Origin of the sequence: Chryseobacterium sp. Leaf394 (assembly GCF_001424105.1) — a bacterium.
Taxonomy (GTDB): domain Bacteria; phylum Bacteroidota; class Bacteroidia; order Flavobacteriales; family Weeksellaceae; genus Chryseobacterium.
In genome coordinates this window covers 2,202,743-2,218,674 of sequence record NZ_LMQH01000011.1, presented here as the reverse complement: position 1 = coordinate 2,218,674, position 15,932 = coordinate 2,202,743, and the positions used below count along the sequence as shown (strand labels likewise).

General features: G+C 34.9%; 13 protein-coding genes. 10 read left to right on the top strand and 3 right to left on the bottom strand.

Features of this window, described 5'->3' with window-relative positions; all coding sequences use genetic code 11:
• Positions 1-12 precede the first annotated feature (12 nt).
• The 9 genes from ASG21_RS14790 to ASG21_RS14750 all read left to right on the top strand — a co-directional run bounded on the left by ASG21_RS14790 (position 13) and on the right by ASG21_RS14750 (position 10,114).
• Positions 13-2,388 carry a polysaccharide biosynthesis tyrosine autokinase gene (locus ASG21_RS14790; protein ID WP_056081766.1) on the top strand — a complete coding sequence of 792 codons (2,376 nt, stop codon included), beginning with the start codon at positions 13-15 and terminating at the stop codon, positions 2,386-2,388.
• Between the two features lie 31 nt (positions 2,389-2,419).
• A complete protein-coding gene (locus ASG21_RS14785) occupies positions 2,420-3,511 on the top strand; it encodes an EpsG family protein (RefSeq protein ID WP_056081764.1) in 1,092 nt (363 codons plus the stop codon).
• Positions 3,511-4,335 (top strand): glycosyltransferase family 2 protein, encoded by an 825-nt coding sequence (locus ASG21_RS14780; RefSeq protein WP_056081761.1) that lies wholly within the window; start codon positions 3,511-3,513, stop codon positions 4,333-4,335. Before ASG21_RS14785 ends, ASG21_RS14780 begins: the two co-directional genes overlap by 1 nt.
• The gene (locus ASG21_RS14775; RefSeq protein WP_056081758.1) at positions 4,325-5,446 is read left to right on the top strand and encodes a right-handed parallel beta-helix repeat-containing protein; all 1,122 of its coding nucleotides are present in this window, start codon (positions 4,325-4,327) and stop codon (positions 5,444-5,446) included. Before ASG21_RS14780 ends, ASG21_RS14775 begins: the two co-directional genes overlap by 11 nt.
• The gene (locus ASG21_RS14770; RefSeq protein ID WP_056081755.1) at positions 5,443-6,504 is read left to right on the top strand and encodes a glycosyltransferase; all 1,062 of its coding nucleotides are present in this window, start codon (positions 5,443-5,445) and stop codon (positions 6,502-6,504) included. Before ASG21_RS14775 ends, ASG21_RS14770 begins: the two co-directional genes overlap by 4 nt.
• The gene (locus ASG21_RS14765; RefSeq protein WP_056081752.1) at positions 6,501-7,445 is read left to right on the top strand and encodes a sugar transferase; all 945 of its coding nucleotides are present in this window, start codon (positions 6,501-6,503) and stop codon (positions 7,443-7,445) included. Before ASG21_RS14770 ends, ASG21_RS14765 begins: the two co-directional genes overlap by 4 nt.
• A 10-nt stretch (positions 7,446-7,455) precedes the next feature.
• Positions 7,456-8,001, top strand: a complete 546-nt coding sequence (gene rfbC / locus ASG21_RS14760) for a dTDP-4-dehydrorhamnose 3,5-epimerase (protein ID WP_056081747.1) — start codon at positions 7,456-7,458, stop codon at positions 7,999-8,001.
• A 106-nt stretch (positions 8,002-8,107) separates the two neighbouring features.
• Positions 8,108-9,409, top strand: coding sequence for a 30S ribosomal protein S12 methylthiotransferase RimO (gene rimO / locus ASG21_RS14755; protein ID WP_056081745.1), 1,302 nt, complete (start codon positions 8,108-8,110; stop codon positions 9,407-9,409).
• 321 nt (positions 9,410-9,730) lie between these two features.
• Positions 9,731-10,114, top strand: coding sequence for a septal ring lytic transglycosylase RlpA family protein (locus tag ASG21_RS14750; RefSeq protein ID WP_056081742.1), 384 nt, complete (start codon positions 9,731-9,733; stop codon positions 10,112-10,114).
• Between the two features lie 134 nt (positions 10,115-10,248).
• Here ASG21_RS14750 and ASG21_RS14745 read toward each other — a convergent pair whose 3' ends face one another.
• From ASG21_RS14745 to ASG21_RS14730, 3 genes are all read right to left on the bottom strand, one after another.
• The gene (locus ASG21_RS14745; protein WP_056081739.1) at positions 10,249-11,013 is read right to left on the bottom strand and encodes an exodeoxyribonuclease III; all 765 of its coding nucleotides are present in this window, start codon (positions 11,011-11,013) and stop codon (positions 10,249-10,251) included.
• A 193-nt stretch (positions 11,014-11,206) separates the two neighbouring features.
• Positions 11,207-12,751 carry a bifunctional response regulator/alkaline phosphatase family protein gene (locus tag ASG21_RS14735; protein ID WP_056081733.1) on the bottom strand — a complete coding sequence of 515 codons (1,545 nt, stop codon included), beginning with the start codon at positions 12,749-12,751 and terminating at the stop codon, positions 11,207-11,209.
• Positions 12,752-12,898: 147 nt separating this feature from the next.
• Positions 12,899-14,548, bottom strand: a complete 1,650-nt coding sequence (locus tag ASG21_RS14730) for a S41 family peptidase (RefSeq protein WP_056081730.1) — start codon at positions 14,546-14,548, stop codon at positions 12,899-12,901.
• A 122-nt stretch (positions 14,549-14,670) separates the two neighbouring features.
• Between ASG21_RS14730 and ASG21_RS14725 the strand changes: the two genes are divergently transcribed.
• Positions 14,671-15,888 carry an HD domain-containing protein gene (locus tag ASG21_RS14725; RefSeq protein ID WP_056081727.1) on the top strand — a complete coding sequence of 406 codons (1,218 nt, stop codon included), beginning with the start codon at positions 14,671-14,673 and terminating at the stop codon, positions 15,886-15,888.
• Positions 15,889-15,932 lie beyond the last annotated feature (44 nt).

Below are 15,932 nucleotides of genomic sequence, written 5' to 3'. Positions count from 1 at the left end.
AAAGGGTAAAATTTGAAGACTGAATTTAATAAAGAAGACTCTCTGCAGGAAATTTTGAAGCCTTACCGCAGAAAATGGTATTGGTTTGTTACTGGCGTAGTCTTGATGATTTTGTTGGCAATAGTGTATATTAAAACTACGGCACCTCAGTATGAAGTCACCACCAAAATCTTAATTAAAGATGCTAAGAAATCCGGTAATCCGGCTGATGCTATTCCCGGAATGGAAGGTTTGGCAGGTTTAACAGGTTTCAACTCAAATACTGTAGAAAATGAGATGGAAGTTTTGGCTTCTAAAAAACTGCTTGGTCAGCTCGTTGACGAATTGCCATTGCAATGTCCCGTATATACTAAAGGAGAATTTCATAAAGTAGAATTATATAAAGCAGAATCGCCCATTAAAATTCAGGTGATCAATGAAAAACCTTTTTCTGAACTTCCGAAAGAGAAAATTGATATCAGCATTAAAGGCAATGAAATTACGCTTAATTCAGAAGAGTTTTCAGCTCCCGTCAAAACTCAGTTCAATAAAACTGTAAGCCTTCCGTATGCGAATGTCATGTTTCTCAAAAACGACAGTTTTAATCCTTTACACACCAAAAAACTTAATGCAAATGAGCTCTTTTTTACTTATACCGACAAGGTAAGTTTGATTGATGATCTTCAGGAACTTCTAAAAGTAAAACTGAGTAATAAAGATGCAACAGTAATTGATCTTTCAGTTAAATACCCAAATATCGCTAAAGCTAAAGACATTTTAAACACATTAGTTGCGCAATATAATCTGGAAGCTATTGACGAAAAAAATACTGAATCCGAAAAAACAAAACAGTTTATTGACGATCGTGTTACACTTATTTCACGTGAGTTGGGAGATGTTGAAAAGCAGAAACAGGATTTTAAAACCGCCAACGATCTTGTTGATATCCGTACTCAGGCCGGCTTGGAATTGCAGACCAATGCTGAAGCTGAAAAGAAGAAACTGGAGCTCTACACTCAGTTGGAAATCAATAATATGTATTCAGGTTACATCAATAGTAAAGCTTCTACAGAAATTCTTCCGACTACACAGTTAGGAAGTGAAAAGGATGCTGAATCTTCCAGCAATATCTCTGCATACAATCAGTTAGTTTTACAGCGAAACAGACTTTTAGAAAATTCAACCTCAGAACATCCGATGGTAAAAACTCTGAATGACGAAATTAAAAAACAGAGAACTGCAATCAAAGAAAGTCTGGATAAGAACAGATCAAGCATTCAATCGATGATCAACAGTATTTCTTCGCTTGAGGGAAAAACGAATACGGGGATGAGAAAAGTTCCTGCTCAGGAACGTTTGTTCAGGAATATTGAAAGACAACAGCAGATTAAAGAAGAACTTTATCTTGTTTTGCTGAAAAAAAGGGAAGAAACAGCCATCATGCTCGCGATGTCATCCAATAAAGCCAGGGTTTTAGATGTTGCTTACAAAAATAAAAAGCCAGTGGCTCCTAAAAAACTGATTGCTTTGGGTGCAGCCGTATTTTTAGGTTTGGGAATTCCTTTTTTAATCATTTTCCTGAGGCTGTTTTTTAACACAAGAATTTCAGATAAGAAAAGTGTCGAAAAACACACTTCACTACCGGTCGTGGCAGAAATTCCACATCTTAAATCTCAAAAGAATAATCTTATCCAGCAGAATGATGTTTCCGCATTGGCTGAATCATTCAGAATTTTAGCAACAAATATCAATCTGCAATTACCACTTGAAAAGAAAAATCACGTTATTCTGATCACTTCCAGTGTGAAAGGCGAAGGGAAAACTTTGGTTTCTATGAACCTGGCTTTAAGTCTGGCGAAGAAAGGAAGAAAAGTTCTGCTGATCGGTTCAGATATCAGAAATCCACAGCTTCAGAGATACAGGCCTGAAATGAAATCTGCTAAAGGGCTCACAGAATTCCTTTACGGAACGGTAACTGATATTAAGGATATCATTCATCCAAGCCAAATGAATGAGTATTGTGATTTTATTTATTCGGGAATTATTCCGCCAAATCCGGTTGAGTTATTAGATAATGGCCGATATAAAGTGTTGCTTGAAAATGCAAAAGAACTGTACGATTATATACTGATCGATTCTGCACCTTTAATGCCGGTAACAGATACCTACATCATTGCAAAACTGGCAGATGTAAGTTTATACATTATGCGTTCAGAAAAAACTGAAAAGAGTTTTATAGAATATGCAGATCATACCGCTGCTGAAAAGAAACTTAATAAAGTAAATATCGTTCTGAATGATGTAAAAGCCCAGAATTTTGGCTACGGAAATCAGAAAGGATATGGCTACAATCAAGATGTAGATCAAGGATTTTTTGGTAAAATGAAATCATGGTTCAGTAAATCTTAATTTTTACTGAGTTCGCTGATCCTAATGTCTAATGGAGGAATTCAAATTAAATTTTTATGCCATTTATGTGATTTTTGCTGTCGTGGCAATCATCTTCTCCATGTACGTTGATCTTAAGAAAAAGCATTATAACTCTTACTCAGTTTTTCTTTCTTTCGCTCTGTTTTTGGCTGTCACTTTTCTTTTTGGTTTTAGAGATGATGAGGTGGGAACAGATACGGTTTTGGTAAAATATCAGTTTGAATACCATAATAAATTAGATTTTGGTTTTCAGATTCTGTATGATTCTCTCATTCTTTTAGTAAGTAGCTTTACAGATAATTACCGTATTTTTCTTTTAATCGTCAGTCTTCTGTTTAACGGTTTAATTTTGGCGTCAATTTTAATTCTTTCCAAAAAAATTACTTTGAATGTGTTTTTGGTCAGTTTCAGTTTTATAAGTTTTTATTTCTTTGAAAGTTTGGGAGTCAACATTGTGAGACAAGGGGTTTCGCTGGCGTTTTTCCTTTTGGCGGTGAGTCTCTATTTTAAAAATCCCTCTAAACACTGGAATTGGATAATCCCTTTGGTATTGGGAGTGTTTTTTCATATTACAACCGTCGTAATTCTACTGATTTTCGGATTGGTTGTTTTATTAAAAAAACTTAAAATCAAATACTATTATATTCTGTATTTTCTGATTTTAACAGTTTCAGCTGTGGGTGGAAGTGTACTATCCTTCGGTCCGTTGCTGAGTTATTTCTTTTTAATAGACAGTCAACGGGCAGATTTTTATATCAACAATGAAAATGGCCTTGGCTACGAAGTGGGTTTTAAAACCCAATTTGCAATTTTCAACACCATATTTTTAGGAATATTTTCTTTCATCAATGCCAAAATTTTACAATATGAGAATGAAAGCTATGAAATTCTGTTAAAGTATTACATGGTAATGAGTGCGATATTTTTTCTTATGTTTCAGATTCCGTTTTCAGACCGGTGGGGAGTGATGTCGTGGATTACAATTCCTTTCTTACTTTCTCCGCTTTTTACCGTTAATAAATCGGCGAAATACAGCTTGGGAACACTTGCGTTTTTGATTTTTATATTTACGTTTTTTTCAATTTATAACAGTGCAGAATAATGGCAGAAGTTACTGTAGCAATACCTGTCTATAATGCTGAAAAATTTTTGGCAAAAGCAATAGCATCAGTTCTTTCACAAACTTATCAGGATTTTGAACTGTGGATTGTAGATGATGGATCTACTGATTCATCCATGGAAATTGCCCAACAGTTTTCGGACGACAAAAGGGTGAAAATATTTTCAGACGGTAAAAATTTAGCCTTATCTTCAAGACTGAATACTGTTGCTCAGAATGTAGAGACAAAATATCTTGCCAGGATGGACAGTGATGATATCATGCATCCGCAAAGAATCGAAAAGCAGCTGTCAACGCTTATTAATCATCCGGAAATCGATGTTTTAGGAACTAATCTATATTCCATTAATGAAGATGACGAAGTGGTAGGGAAGCGGTACAGTCTTCCAAATGATTTTCTTGGAGAATATGTAACATTTATTCATCCCACCATCATGGGGAAAACGGCATGGTTCAAAGCAAATCCTTATGACGAAAAAGCTTTAAGGATTGAAGATGCAGATTTATGGATGCGCACAAAGGATTTTTCGGTTTTTAAAACGATGGGGGAGCCCCTGTTTTTTTACAGAGAACTTGGAAACCAATATTATAAAAAATATTTTCAGGGTTTTGGCGGTGTTTTTTATCTTTTAAAGAAAAACTTATTTTCAAGCCGTTACGTCAGGTTTTGTTTACGTTATTTTATTGCGAGCTTTATTTATTGGATATATTATATTGTTGGAAAAGAACATGTTTTAATTCAAAACAGGAATCAAATTAAACTTAACGGAGAGCATTTTACTAAATTTATAAATAATGAAAAGTAGATTTTGTCTGAACCTTGTTTTTGTTACAGGATTATTTATCTTGAGTTTAAATGTAAAAGCACAGGAATTCAAGGTGACAGAAATTCCGGTTTCGCTTGTTGGTCAGTATCTAAAAACTTCAAATCCAAATATCAGCAAAATAAAAAACCTTTTTCCTGCTGACAGGAAGTTCAAAAATTCTAAAGATCATACTGCTGTAGTTCAGAAAATAATTGACGCTAATAAAGTAATTTTTCTTCCTGATTTTAAAATTTTTATTAATTCTAAAGGTTTAAAAATCGGTTCAGATAAAAAAATCATATTCAGGAAAAATTCGTCAATACAATCGGTTGGATTTGCAAATGGACGATTTTCTGATGTGGTGAAAATTTACAATGCTCAAAATGTAGAGATTGTAAATGCTGTAATTGTCGGAAACAGATATTCCAAAACAAAATCTCAGACAGGCCAATGGTCTGCCGGAATTGCCGTTCTCAATTCAAAAAATGTAACAATAAGTAATGCCAAAATCTCAGACACTTTTGGTGACGGTATTTTCATTGGTTCAGAAGATGGTGGCTTTTCTGAAAATGTGGTTGTAGACGGCGGTTGGATTAATAAAGCGAGACGAAACGGGATTTCTGTAACTTCAGCAAAAAACGTTGTCCTAAAAAATATTCTTATTTCGAATACATACGGTCACGATCCACAGTGTGGAATCGATATTGAACCAAGCTGGGAAAAAGATATTGTGAATAATATCTTGCTTAAAAACATATATACTTTTCACAATCAGGTTGCCGGAATTGCCATTAATTTAAACGAATTCAACAGACAGAACGCTTCCAATATTAAAAAAGTCGATATCACTATCGACAAGCATACTGACGAAGGGTCAAGACACGGTTTACTTACCTCGTTAAATACCGAGGACTTACCTCACGACGCTCAGGGTTTAATTAAAATAAAAAATGCTGACTGGAGGCAAAATCAAGTACCATATTGGTTTACACCCAACAGACACAGCATAAAAATCGAGTTTTCAGGAATTGTAATTGATCATTTGCAGAAGAAAAAAGACTTTGAAACGAAGGTTAAAAACATCGAAAACGTAAAATTGATTTCCGAATGAAAATTCTGCATGTCATCACTTTAGCCGAATTGGGAGGCGCGCAATCTGTCGTCATCAATCTTGCAGGTAAATCTGTGCAGGATGGCGATGAGGTTTTTGTTGCTTCTTCAGAACATGGTGAAATGTGGGATGTGCTTCATCCTAAGGTTCATCAGATTAAAATTAAAAGTTTACGACATTCATTAGGATTAGCAGATTTCATCGTTTTAAAAGAACTTAATAATGTTTACAAAAAGTTCAGGCCGGATGTTATTCATCTTCATTCCTCAAAAATCGGTATTCTGGGAAGGCTTATTTTTCCTGCATCAAAAATTATCTATACTATTCATGGTTTCGATTCGATCAGAGTCCGCTACAGAAAGTTTCTTCCTTTAGAAAAAATTTTAAAGGCGAGATGCAGAGCCATTGTGGGGGTCAGCAATTATGATCTTGAAAACCTGAAAGCCGAAGGAATTACTGAAAATATTCACGTCATTCAAAACGGAATACAGGATTTTGCCAGGAAAGATTTTGATGATGCTGAAGATCTTTTTGCAGATTACAGACAAAATGCGGATACAAAAGTCGTATTATCTATATCAAGACTTGCTCCGCCAAAAAGATTTGATGTTTTCTGCTCATTGGCAAATCAATTTTTAAATGAAAATCTTCTCTTTGCGTGGATTGGAAATAAAACCGAAGAAAAAAATATTCCGAAAAACGTAATTCTTTTGGGGGAGAAAAAAGATGCTTTCACATATTATAAAGATGCTGATGTTGCGGTGTTATTTTCTAATTATGAGGGACTTCCTATGTCACTTATTGAAGCATTATGCTTTTCAAAACCAATCATTGCATCAGATGTAGGTGGAATTTCTGAACTGATAGACGGCAATGGAGCTCTCGCAGCAAATGAGGATTTGCACAAAATGCAAAAAACCATTACTTTTATGCTGAATAATCAAAATATTTATGACAAATTTGCAAAACACTCAAGGAGATTATTTGAAGACCGGTTCCATGTAGATGTAATGTATAATAAATATAAAGAATTGTATTCTGTTATAGCAAAAAAATGAAAGTTTCTAAGTTAACCAACTTTCCAAAAAGATATCTTATAGTAAACGTCAGCGATATTTCTTACAAAATTATGAAAGAAACAGATTTTCTGAAGGACAATAAGGTGATTTTTTTTGATACCAGTGTTGAAACCAGAAGCATTTCAGATTATATCGTTAAACTAAAAATCAAAAATGTGATTATTGACACCACCAACGTTAATCATATCTCCGAAAAAGTGACCAACGAAATCATCGAATCAAAAATAAAAGGAGTAAAGATTTATGATGCACAGAATTTCTATGAAGTCGTCAGCAAACGGATTCCATTGGTTAAATTTTCTTCGAATGAATATCTTGCAGATAATGTTTTCAGCATAGGTCTTAATGAAGAAGATATTTTTTTTAAGCGCGTTTTCGATATTATCGTCAGTCTTCTTTTACTGCCGGTCACTTTACCGCTTATTGCTTTTGGAGCACTGTTGATTTTTGTAACCTCCCCTGGAAATGTGTTTTTTTCACAGGTCCGCATCGGGAAAAATTCAGTTCCGTTCAAGATTTTTAAACTGAGAACGATGACAAAACTTCATGACGGCAATTTTACTACAAAAAATGACCATCGTCTTTTAAGAGTAGGAAAATTTCTCCGCAAAACCAAAATTGATGAGCTTCCCCAGATCTTTAATGTACTCAACGGATCCATGAGCCTCATCGGACCAAGACCGGAAAGGGAAAAATTTGTGATAGAATCTGTTAAAGATAATGCCTATTTTGATCTCAGACATCTTGTAAAACCGGGAATCAGCGGTTGGGCACAGGTGCATTTACCAAAAGCAACACCAAAGGAAAATCTCAAAAAACTTGAATACGATCTCTACTACATCAAAAATTACAATTTAAAATTAGATTTTTTAATATTTTTTAAAACCATAAAAGTTGTTTTTACACTAAACAGCCATTAAAATAAACATAATGAAGATAAAAGAAACGCCTCTTAAAGATTGTTACATCATTGAACCCACCATTTTTGAAGATGACCGCGGTTATTTTTTTGAAAAATATAATGAGGCTAAATTTGAAGAGCTTACAGGAATGAACGGGCACTTTGTACAGGATAATATTTCTAAATCTTCATACGGAGTCTTGAGAGGTCTGCACCTGCAGAAAGGCGAGCACGCACAGGCAAAACTGGTTTCCTGTCTTGAAGGAAAAGTGTGGGATGTTGCAGTGGATTTGAGAGAAGATTCTCCAACATTTGGGAAATGGTTCGGAATTGAGCTTACGGCAGAAAATAAATTACAGTTATATGTTCCGAGAGGTTTTGGTCACGGATTTTCAGTTTTAAGCGAAACAGCAGTTTTCTCTTATAAATGTGATAATTTTTACAGTAAAGAATCGGAAGGAGCCGTAAAATTTGACGATCCGGAACTGAATATCGACTGGAAAATTTCTACTGAAGAAGCTGTGCTTTCTGAGAAAGACAAAACTGCACCGTTATTCAGTGAAAAAAATTATTAAATATTATTTTTTATAAAATATTCAAAACCATCTTTTTAAGGTGGTTTTCTTTTTATGGCTCAGGCTTTTTATAATTTTGTATCTTTGCACCCTGAAAAATAGAAAGATGCGTACAAAATCAACAGGTAAGAAAAAAATCAATGTAGTAACTCTCGGGTGTTCCAAGAATGTTTACGATTCGGAGGTTCTGATGAGTCAGCTTAAGGCAAACGGAAAGGAAGTGGTACATGAAGACCGTGGAGACATTGTGGTGATCAATACCTGTGGTTTCATCGATAACGCCAAAGAAGAATCCATCAACACTATTCTTGAATATGTAGATGCGAAAAACCGTGGTGAGGTAGAAAAAGTTTTTGTTACAGGTTGTCTTTCAGAAAGATATAAACCGGATCTGATCAGAGAAATTCCTGATGTTGACCAGTATTTCGGCACAAGAGATCTTCCGATTTTACTAAAGCATTTGGGAGCTGATTACAAGCATGAACTGGTAGGAGAAAGATTAACAACAACGCCAAAACATTACGCATATCTTAAAATTTCAGAAGGTTGCGACAGACCTTGTTCGTTTTGTGCAATTCCGTTGATGAGAGGAGGGCACGTTTCAACACCTATTGAAAAACTGGTTTTGGAAGCTTCAAAATTAGCTAAAAAAGGTACGAAAGAATTAATCCTTATCGCTCAGGATCTTACTTACTACGGTTTAGATATTTACAAAAAAAGAGCTTTAGGCGAACTTCTAAAAGAGCTCGTAAAAGTAGAAGGAATTGAGTGGATCAGACTTCACTATGCATTTCCAAGCGGTTTCCCAGAAGATGTTTTAGATATCATCAGAGAAGAACCTAAGGTTTGTAATTACATTGATATTCCTTTACAGCACATCAATTCAGAACTTTTGAAATCGATGAAAAGAGGGACAAGCCACGAAAAAACCAATGCACTTTTAAACAAATTCAGAGAAAAGGTGCCGGATATGGCGATCAGAACTACTTTAATCGTTGGTTATCCTGGTGAGACAGAAGAAATTTTCCAGGAATTAAAATCCTGGGTTCGTGAGCAGAGATTCGACCGTTTAGGATGTTTCACTTATTCTCATGAAGAAAATACAGGAGCTTATGTTTTGGAAGATGATATTCCGCAGGAAGTAAAGGAGGCGAGAGTAGAAGAAATTATGGAACTTCAGTCGCAGATTTCATGGGAGAAAAATCAGGAGAAAATCGGTATGACTTTCAAATGTGTATTTGACCGTAAGGAAGGAAATTATTTCGTGGGAAGAACAGAATTTGACTCACCGGATGTAGATAATACCGTTTTGGTTTCTGCAGAAAACACATACATTTCAATCGGGGATTTTGCTCAGGTGAAGATTACTTCAGCTGAAGAATTTGACCTTTATGGAGATTTAGTTTAGAATTAAATTAAAATTTATTATACAAAACCAATGCTTTTCAGTGTTGGTTTTTTTTACGGTCAAAAAAGCTTAAAACATTGATTAATAATGATATTATTCGCCAGTATTCAATATTATTGTCAATACTTAGTTAATTAAATTAACATTTATAACGTAATTTTAACTCAATTTAACAATCTCGCTCCGGGTGTTCTCAAGAGTTGATTTTTGACCTAATTTAACTTTTCATTTTATATTCTTTAACAGTCGTTAACAAAAAAAATAGGTCACTCTATTTCAGCACTCTATTTTTGCCAAGTCATTAACCCAAAAAATTTCAAAATGATGAAAAGATTTATTCTTGTAATCATAATGATGATTTCTGCTCTCGGTGTTTATTCTTTTACGGAAAATACTGCAGATGCAAAGAAAACAAGTTATGCGTCGTATTACCACGATAAATTTAACGGTAAAAAAACAGCAAGCGGAGAAGTATTTGATAACAGCAAATTAACCGCAGCAAACAGAACGCTTCCGTTCGGAACTTTGGTAAAAGTAACCAATCTCAACAACGGAGAAGAAGTAATTGTAAAGATCAACGACAGAGGTCCTTATCATTCTTCAAGAGCATTAGACCTTTCTAAAGCAGCTTTTGATGAAATCGGAAATCTTGCCAGCGGCAGAATTCCAATTGAATATGAAGTTGTAGAAGTCGAAGAAGAATAGACTGATAAAAAAAATGGTAAAGCCAGCTGACTCAGCTGGCTTTTTTTATTAAATAGTCTGTGAGACATGTTTAATTATCTAAGATCTAAACCTTAAATATTGAATCTTAAATCTTAAATCTTAAATCTTGAATTTTAAATCTTGAATTCTAACAGCGCAGGGCAGTGATCAGAATGCACAGCTTCCTTTAAAATCACGGCTCTGGTAAGTTTGTCTTTCATAGGATAGGAAGCGAAATTATAATCCAGCCTCCAGCCTTTGTTATTGGCTCTTGCGTTCTGTCGGTAGCTCCACCATGTATAATTGTCGGGCTCACTGTTAAATTGCCTGAAACTGTCAATCAGTTCGCACTCGTTAATAAAATCCGTCATCCATTCTCTTTCCATTGGCAGAAAGCCGGAAGTGTTCTTTAGACCTACCGGATTATGAATATCGATCGCGTGATGACAGATATTAAAATCACCTGAAATAATGAGGTTAGGAATAGTTTTACGAAGCTCTTTGATATAGCTTAGAAAATCGTGGCAAAACTGCATTTTAAATTCAAGCCTTTCAATATTTGAAGCGGAAGGAACATAAACTGAAATCACAGAAAAATCTTCGAAATCGGCTCTTATCACTCTGCCTTCATTGTCATAACTTTCAATTCCACAACCATATTCAACGTGTTTCGGTTGAGTTTTAGACGCGATTCCCACGCCGCTGTAACCTTTTTTCTGCGCTGAATGCCAGAAGCTTTTATAGCCAATCTTCTCAAGGCTTTCAATATCAATCTGATCGTTTCCGGCTTTGCTTTCCTGAATGCAGACGATATCCGGATCAGCTGTTTTCAGCCAGCCTAAAAAATCCTTTGTAAATGCGGCTCTGATGCCGTTGACGTTGTATGTAATTAATCTCAAAATTTTTCTTTTTCCAAAAATACAAAAGGAAAACGATTTTGCCTTTCAGCATCCACAAAAAAAAGTCGGGGTGAAAAAATTTTATTTTCCACCCCGACCTGAATATTTTTAATTATTAAATTTTCTAAACTTAAGTAAAATCTGAGCAAGAATACAAGCCAAAGGCAATCAGCCAAAAGCCATCTGCAACCTGCTATTTCGGCTCCAGAATACTGATTGGAATTATACATTCTTCCAGAGAAATTCCTCCGTGCTGATAGGTTTCTTTGTAATAGTTCACAAAGTGATTGTAATTTTTAGGATATGCTAAAAAGATATTATTCTTGGCGAAAATATATTTTGAACTTAAATTTCCTTTAGGTAAAAACAGTTTTTCAGGATTCGTAACTGCCCAGACATCACTGTTTTCATAGGTTAAGCTCTTTCCGGTTTTGTATCTGATGTTGGTTGACGTTTCCCTGTCGCCTACAACTCTGCTTGGTTTTTTCACATAAACCGTTCCGTGATCTGTTGTAATCACCAGTTTAAACCCACTTTCGGCAGCCAGTTTGATTATTTTAATTAAAGATGAATTTTCAAACCAGTTGTATGTTAAAGATCTGAAAGTTTTGTCATCTCTGATTAACTGATCCACAATATGATTGTCGGTTTTTGCATGAGATAGAATATCAATAAAGTTGTACACAATCACCAAAAGATCATTGTTTTTATGCTGATTAAAATCTTCATAGATTTTCTTTTCAAAATCGGCATTCAAAATCTTCAGGTATTTCATTGATTTTGAACTCAAACCAATTCTTTTCATCTGATCTTCCAGAAATTCTCTTTCGTGCTCGTTTTTATTACCGTCTTCATTATCATTAAACCATTTATCAGGGAATCTTTTTTCAATTTCCGAAGGCATCAAACCTGCAAAAAAAGAATTTCTCGCATACTGAGTCGCTGTCGGTAAAATGCTGTAGTAATAATCTTCTGAAACTTTATTGTAGAACTTCGTAAACAAAGGTTCAATTACTTTCCACTGGTCATATCTCAAATTGTCAACCATCAGAAGAAGCACTTTTTCTTTTTCAACCTCAGGCTTCACTTTTTCTTTAAATAAAGTGTGGCTCATCATCGGTTTTTCGTTGTCGGTCAACCAGTCTTCGTAATTATTTTCGATAAATTTAGCGAACTGAATATTGGCTTCTTCTTTTTGAGACTGTAGCAAATCAGCAAATTCGTTGTCGGCAACTTTATCAAATTTAAGTTCCCAGTTCACGATTTTCTTATAGTATTCCGCCCAGTCCTGATACGTTCTCAGGTAAGAAAGTTCAAGCGAAAGATTTCTGAATTCCTGCTGATACTGAAGAATAGTTTTTTGCTCAACCAAATTATCTTCCTGAAGGTTTTTCTTTAATGAAAGCAGAATCTGATTCGGATTCACAGGTTTCAGAATATAATCTGCAATCTGCGATCCGATGGCTTCTTCCATGATGTGTTCTTCCTCACTTTTGGTTACCATTACGATTTTCAGACTGCTGTCTTTCAGCTTGATCATAGGAATAGCTTCCAGACCGGAAATTCCCGGCATATTTTCGTCAATAAGCGTTAGTGCAAATTTCTCTGAATCCATCAGCTCCAAAGCCTCATTCACATTGTTTACAGGCGTCACCTGGTAGCCTTTTTTTTCTAAAAATACGATATGAGGTTTGAGTAAATCTATTTCATCATCGATCCATAATATTTTATCTGACATATTTAAAATTCAAGTTTATAATTGAGAGTTCAAAGTTTTTGAACTGTGGTATCAGTCCCAAAATTACGCCAAAACATCCTTAAGAATTGCATAAAGTTATCACAATTTCTTATAAAATAAGTACAGCGGAAAATACCAGTTTTCAGTTTATTTTCCGGTCTCAATAAATTCTAAAGCCCGTTCCATAACTTCATCTTTATCATTTTTTATACCTTCAACTGTGGGTTTTGCGATTATATCAGGAACAATACCGATTCTCTGAGTTTCTGTTCCGTCCGGATAAAAAGTGCCCAGGCAGGAAAAACGAGTTGGGTTTCCAAGAATTTCAAATTCATTTACATTACCGTCTGCACCGGATGTCTGCGATCCTACAATAGTTGTGTTTTCTAAAGCGTTTAGAATCATTGCTGTGTATTCTGCGTGACTTTGTGTGATTTCATTCACTAAAACGACAATTTTTCCTTTATAATATGAATTATTGTTATGTCCATACTTTTCAGTCTGCATATAATCATATTTTCCCGGATAATTAAAGTTGGCAGCGGTAAATGATACTGCATCTAATCTCTCAGGAAATAAATAGGATGATATTTTGGGTATCGTACCCTTAGGATAATTTCTAATGTCAAAAATAATGGCTTTGCTGTCTTTAATTTCTGCAAACATCTTGTCTACATTGTCTTTTTCAAGAATTCCCATATCAACATAGGCTGTTTGGTCAGAAAGCATTTTCCACTCCTGTTTATTTTTGTTTTGAGAAAAACGGATATCGTTAAAAGGATATGTTTTTTCATCAAGATCAATTGTTTTACCGTCTCTTAAAATCTGTACTTTCAGACTTTCATCATTGCTTCTGGTAGGAATTTTATAATAAACAAAATTCCGCTCCTTTACAGATGTGTTGGATGCAGGTAAATATTTTTTCGACTGATCAAATAGCTCTGAAACTTTCCTATTATTGATTTTTAAAATAATATCGTTTTTCTTTAGCTGTGTTTGGGAATCAAAATCACGGGCAATTTCAACAATAATGAGTTGTCCGTCAATAAATTTATAATGAACCGGCAACATTTTCAATCCGAAAAAAGAGTTGGTTTCCCTGCTTGAAAAATAAGAATGACTGTCATCTGTTTTTGTTACAAGTTCTAAAACATTTAAGTGTAATTCCCGCGTGTTTTTTACTGATGAAAATTTTGGAATCATTTCCGTTAAAGCATCACTCCATTTCTGGTCGGTTTGATATTTATAAGGAAAGAAATATTCTACAAAATTCCAGTATCTGAAAAGTTCAAGCAAAGTGTTTCCCCTGGATATAAATTCTGGATTCGAAGTATTTTCATTCTTATAATTTGCCACCGAACTTCTGCCAACTGTAATGTAGTGGTTATCTCCCTGGTTTCTGTTTTCCTCGATAAAATTTAACTTTTCTATAACTTTTTGGTCGAAAACCCCGGTGTCATCTGTCCAGCTTAAATCAAAATTTTTAAGGAAATATTTTTTATCATCTTTTTTGCTGCATTTTTTACAGACATCCACTTTTCCCAGGCTGTCAATCCAGTCTGAAATCATTTTGCTGAATTGAGCTTTGTCACCTGCTTTTTCGGCTGCGTTGATCTTTTCGATCAGTTCATTATCCCAGTCAAAACTTCCTTTAGCCACTTCCGGATGATAATATTTCAAAAATCCCCAGACTTTCGCCAAAGCTTCCAGTTTTTGAGTTTCTGAGAGTTTTTCCTGAGCAAAATTCTTTTGAGTTCCTGCGAAAACAAGCACGAGAAGAAGTAAAAATCTTTTCATTACAATTAATAGTTTTTATTTCCTCAAAAGTAGATTTACATTTTCAAAAGTTTTTCCCAATAAAAATTAAAAATCTGTTAAACTAAATTTATCTAATTTTGTAGTATTAATCATCTTTCTAAATGAACATCAACAAGCTCAAAATCATCAACGATCCCGTTCACGGTTTTATAAAAATTCCCCACGAAATTCTTTTTGATGTTATAGAACATCCTTATTTTCAGAGATTGAGAAGAATCGGGCAAACCGGACTTTTGAATTTAATATTTCCGGGAGCTACACACACAAGATTTCATCATGCTTTGGGTGCAATGCATCTGATGTTTACTGCCTTGGAAACTTTAAAGCAAAAAGGAATTTCTATTTCAGTTGAAGAAGAAAAAGCCGCAATGCTGGCGATTTTAATGCATGACGTGGGTCACGGCCCGTTTTCACACGCTTTGGAAAGTATGCTGATGGACGACTGGCATCACGAAAATCTTTCATTACTGCTGATGAACCGTTTAAATGATGAGTTTAAAGGTGAATTAACGCTTGCTTTGGAAATGTTTCAGGGAAAGTATCACAGAAAGTTTTTTAATCAGCTCATCAGCTCGCAACTGGATGTCGACCGTTTGGATTATCTCAAAAGAGACAGCTTTTTCACAGGAGTTTCTGAAGGTAACATCAATGCAGAAAGAATTGTTTCGATGATGAATGTTTGTGAAGAAGGCGAACTGGTGATCGATGCAAAAGGAATTTACTCCATTGAAAACTTTCTTACTGCAAGGATGTTTATGTACTGGCAGGTGTATTACCACAAAACTTCAGCACTGGCAGAATTTCTTCTTGTGAAAGTACTGGAACGTGCAAAACATCTGATTTCTCAGGGAATGAATCTTCCGGCGACAGAAAATCTCAGCTATTTTCTTTACAGAGGCAAAAGCGAGGCAACCGACGAAGATATTTTCCGCTTTACACAACTTGATGATAATGATGTGATTCAGGCGATGAAGTTGTGGCAGAATTCGGAAGACTTTGTTTTAAGTTATTACTGCAAATGTATCATTCAGAGAAACTTACCTAAAACGATTATTTCTACTCAGCCGTTTGATCCGGATTTTATTGATGAAAAAATAAAAAAGACAAATGATTTTTTTGGAATTGATAACGGTGATGCAATGGTACATGAAATAAAGCGCAAACTTTTGTCTTATGATATTGAAAGACAGCCGATTAATCTTCTTCAGAAAAACGGACAGAAAATTCGTCTCGATCAGTCGCAGGATCAGTTGCTGTCAGGGCTATTGAATACAAAGACAACACGTTACATTATTACTTTTCCGAGGGAGATTTCCTGAGTTTATCTTAAATATTATTAAAATTTAATATCCTAAAATCAAAT

Excerpts from the sequence above, each read along its gene's own strand:
- ASG21_RS14730 (WP_056081730.1), bottom strand. The coding sequence starts at position 14,548 with ATGAAAAGATTTTTACTTCTTCTCGTGCTTGTTTTCGCAGGAACTCAA.
- ASG21_RS14785 (WP_056081764.1), top strand. The coding sequence starts at position 2,420 with ATGGAGGAATTCAAATTAAATTTTTATGCCATTTATGTGATTTTTGCT.
- ASG21_RS14775 (WP_056081758.1), top strand. The coding sequence starts at position 4,325 with ATGAAAAGTAGATTTTGTCTGAACCTTGTTTTTGTTACAGGATTATTT.
- ASG21_RS14765 (WP_056081752.1), top strand. The coding sequence starts at position 6,501 with ATGAAAGTTTCTAAGTTAACCAACTTTCCAAAAAGATATCTTATAGTA.
- ASG21_RS14725 (WP_056081727.1), top strand. The coding sequence starts at position 14,671 with ATGAACATCAACAAGCTCAAAATCATCAACGATCCCGTTCACGGTTTT.
- ASG21_RS14735 (WP_056081733.1), bottom strand. The coding sequence starts at position 12,751 with ATGTCAGATAAAATATTATGGATCGATGATGAAATAGATTTACTCAAA.
- ASG21_RS14780 (WP_056081761.1), top strand. The coding sequence starts at position 3,511 with ATGGCAGAAGTTACTGTAGCAATACCTGTCTATAATGCTGAAAAATTT.
- ASG21_RS14750 (WP_056081742.1), top strand. The coding sequence starts at position 9,731 with ATGATGAAAAGATTTATTCTTGTAATCATAATGATGATTTCTGCTCTC.
- rfbC (WP_056081747.1), top strand. The coding sequence starts at position 7,456 with ATGAAGATAAAAGAAACGCCTCTTAAAGATTGTTACATCATTGAACCC.
- rimO (WP_056081745.1), top strand. The coding sequence starts at position 8,108 with ATGCGTACAAAATCAACAGGTAAGAAAAAAATCAATGTAGTAACTCTC.
- ASG21_RS14770 (WP_056081755.1), top strand. The coding sequence starts at position 5,443 with ATGAAAATTCTGCATGTCATCACTTTAGCCGAATTGGGAGGCGCGCAA.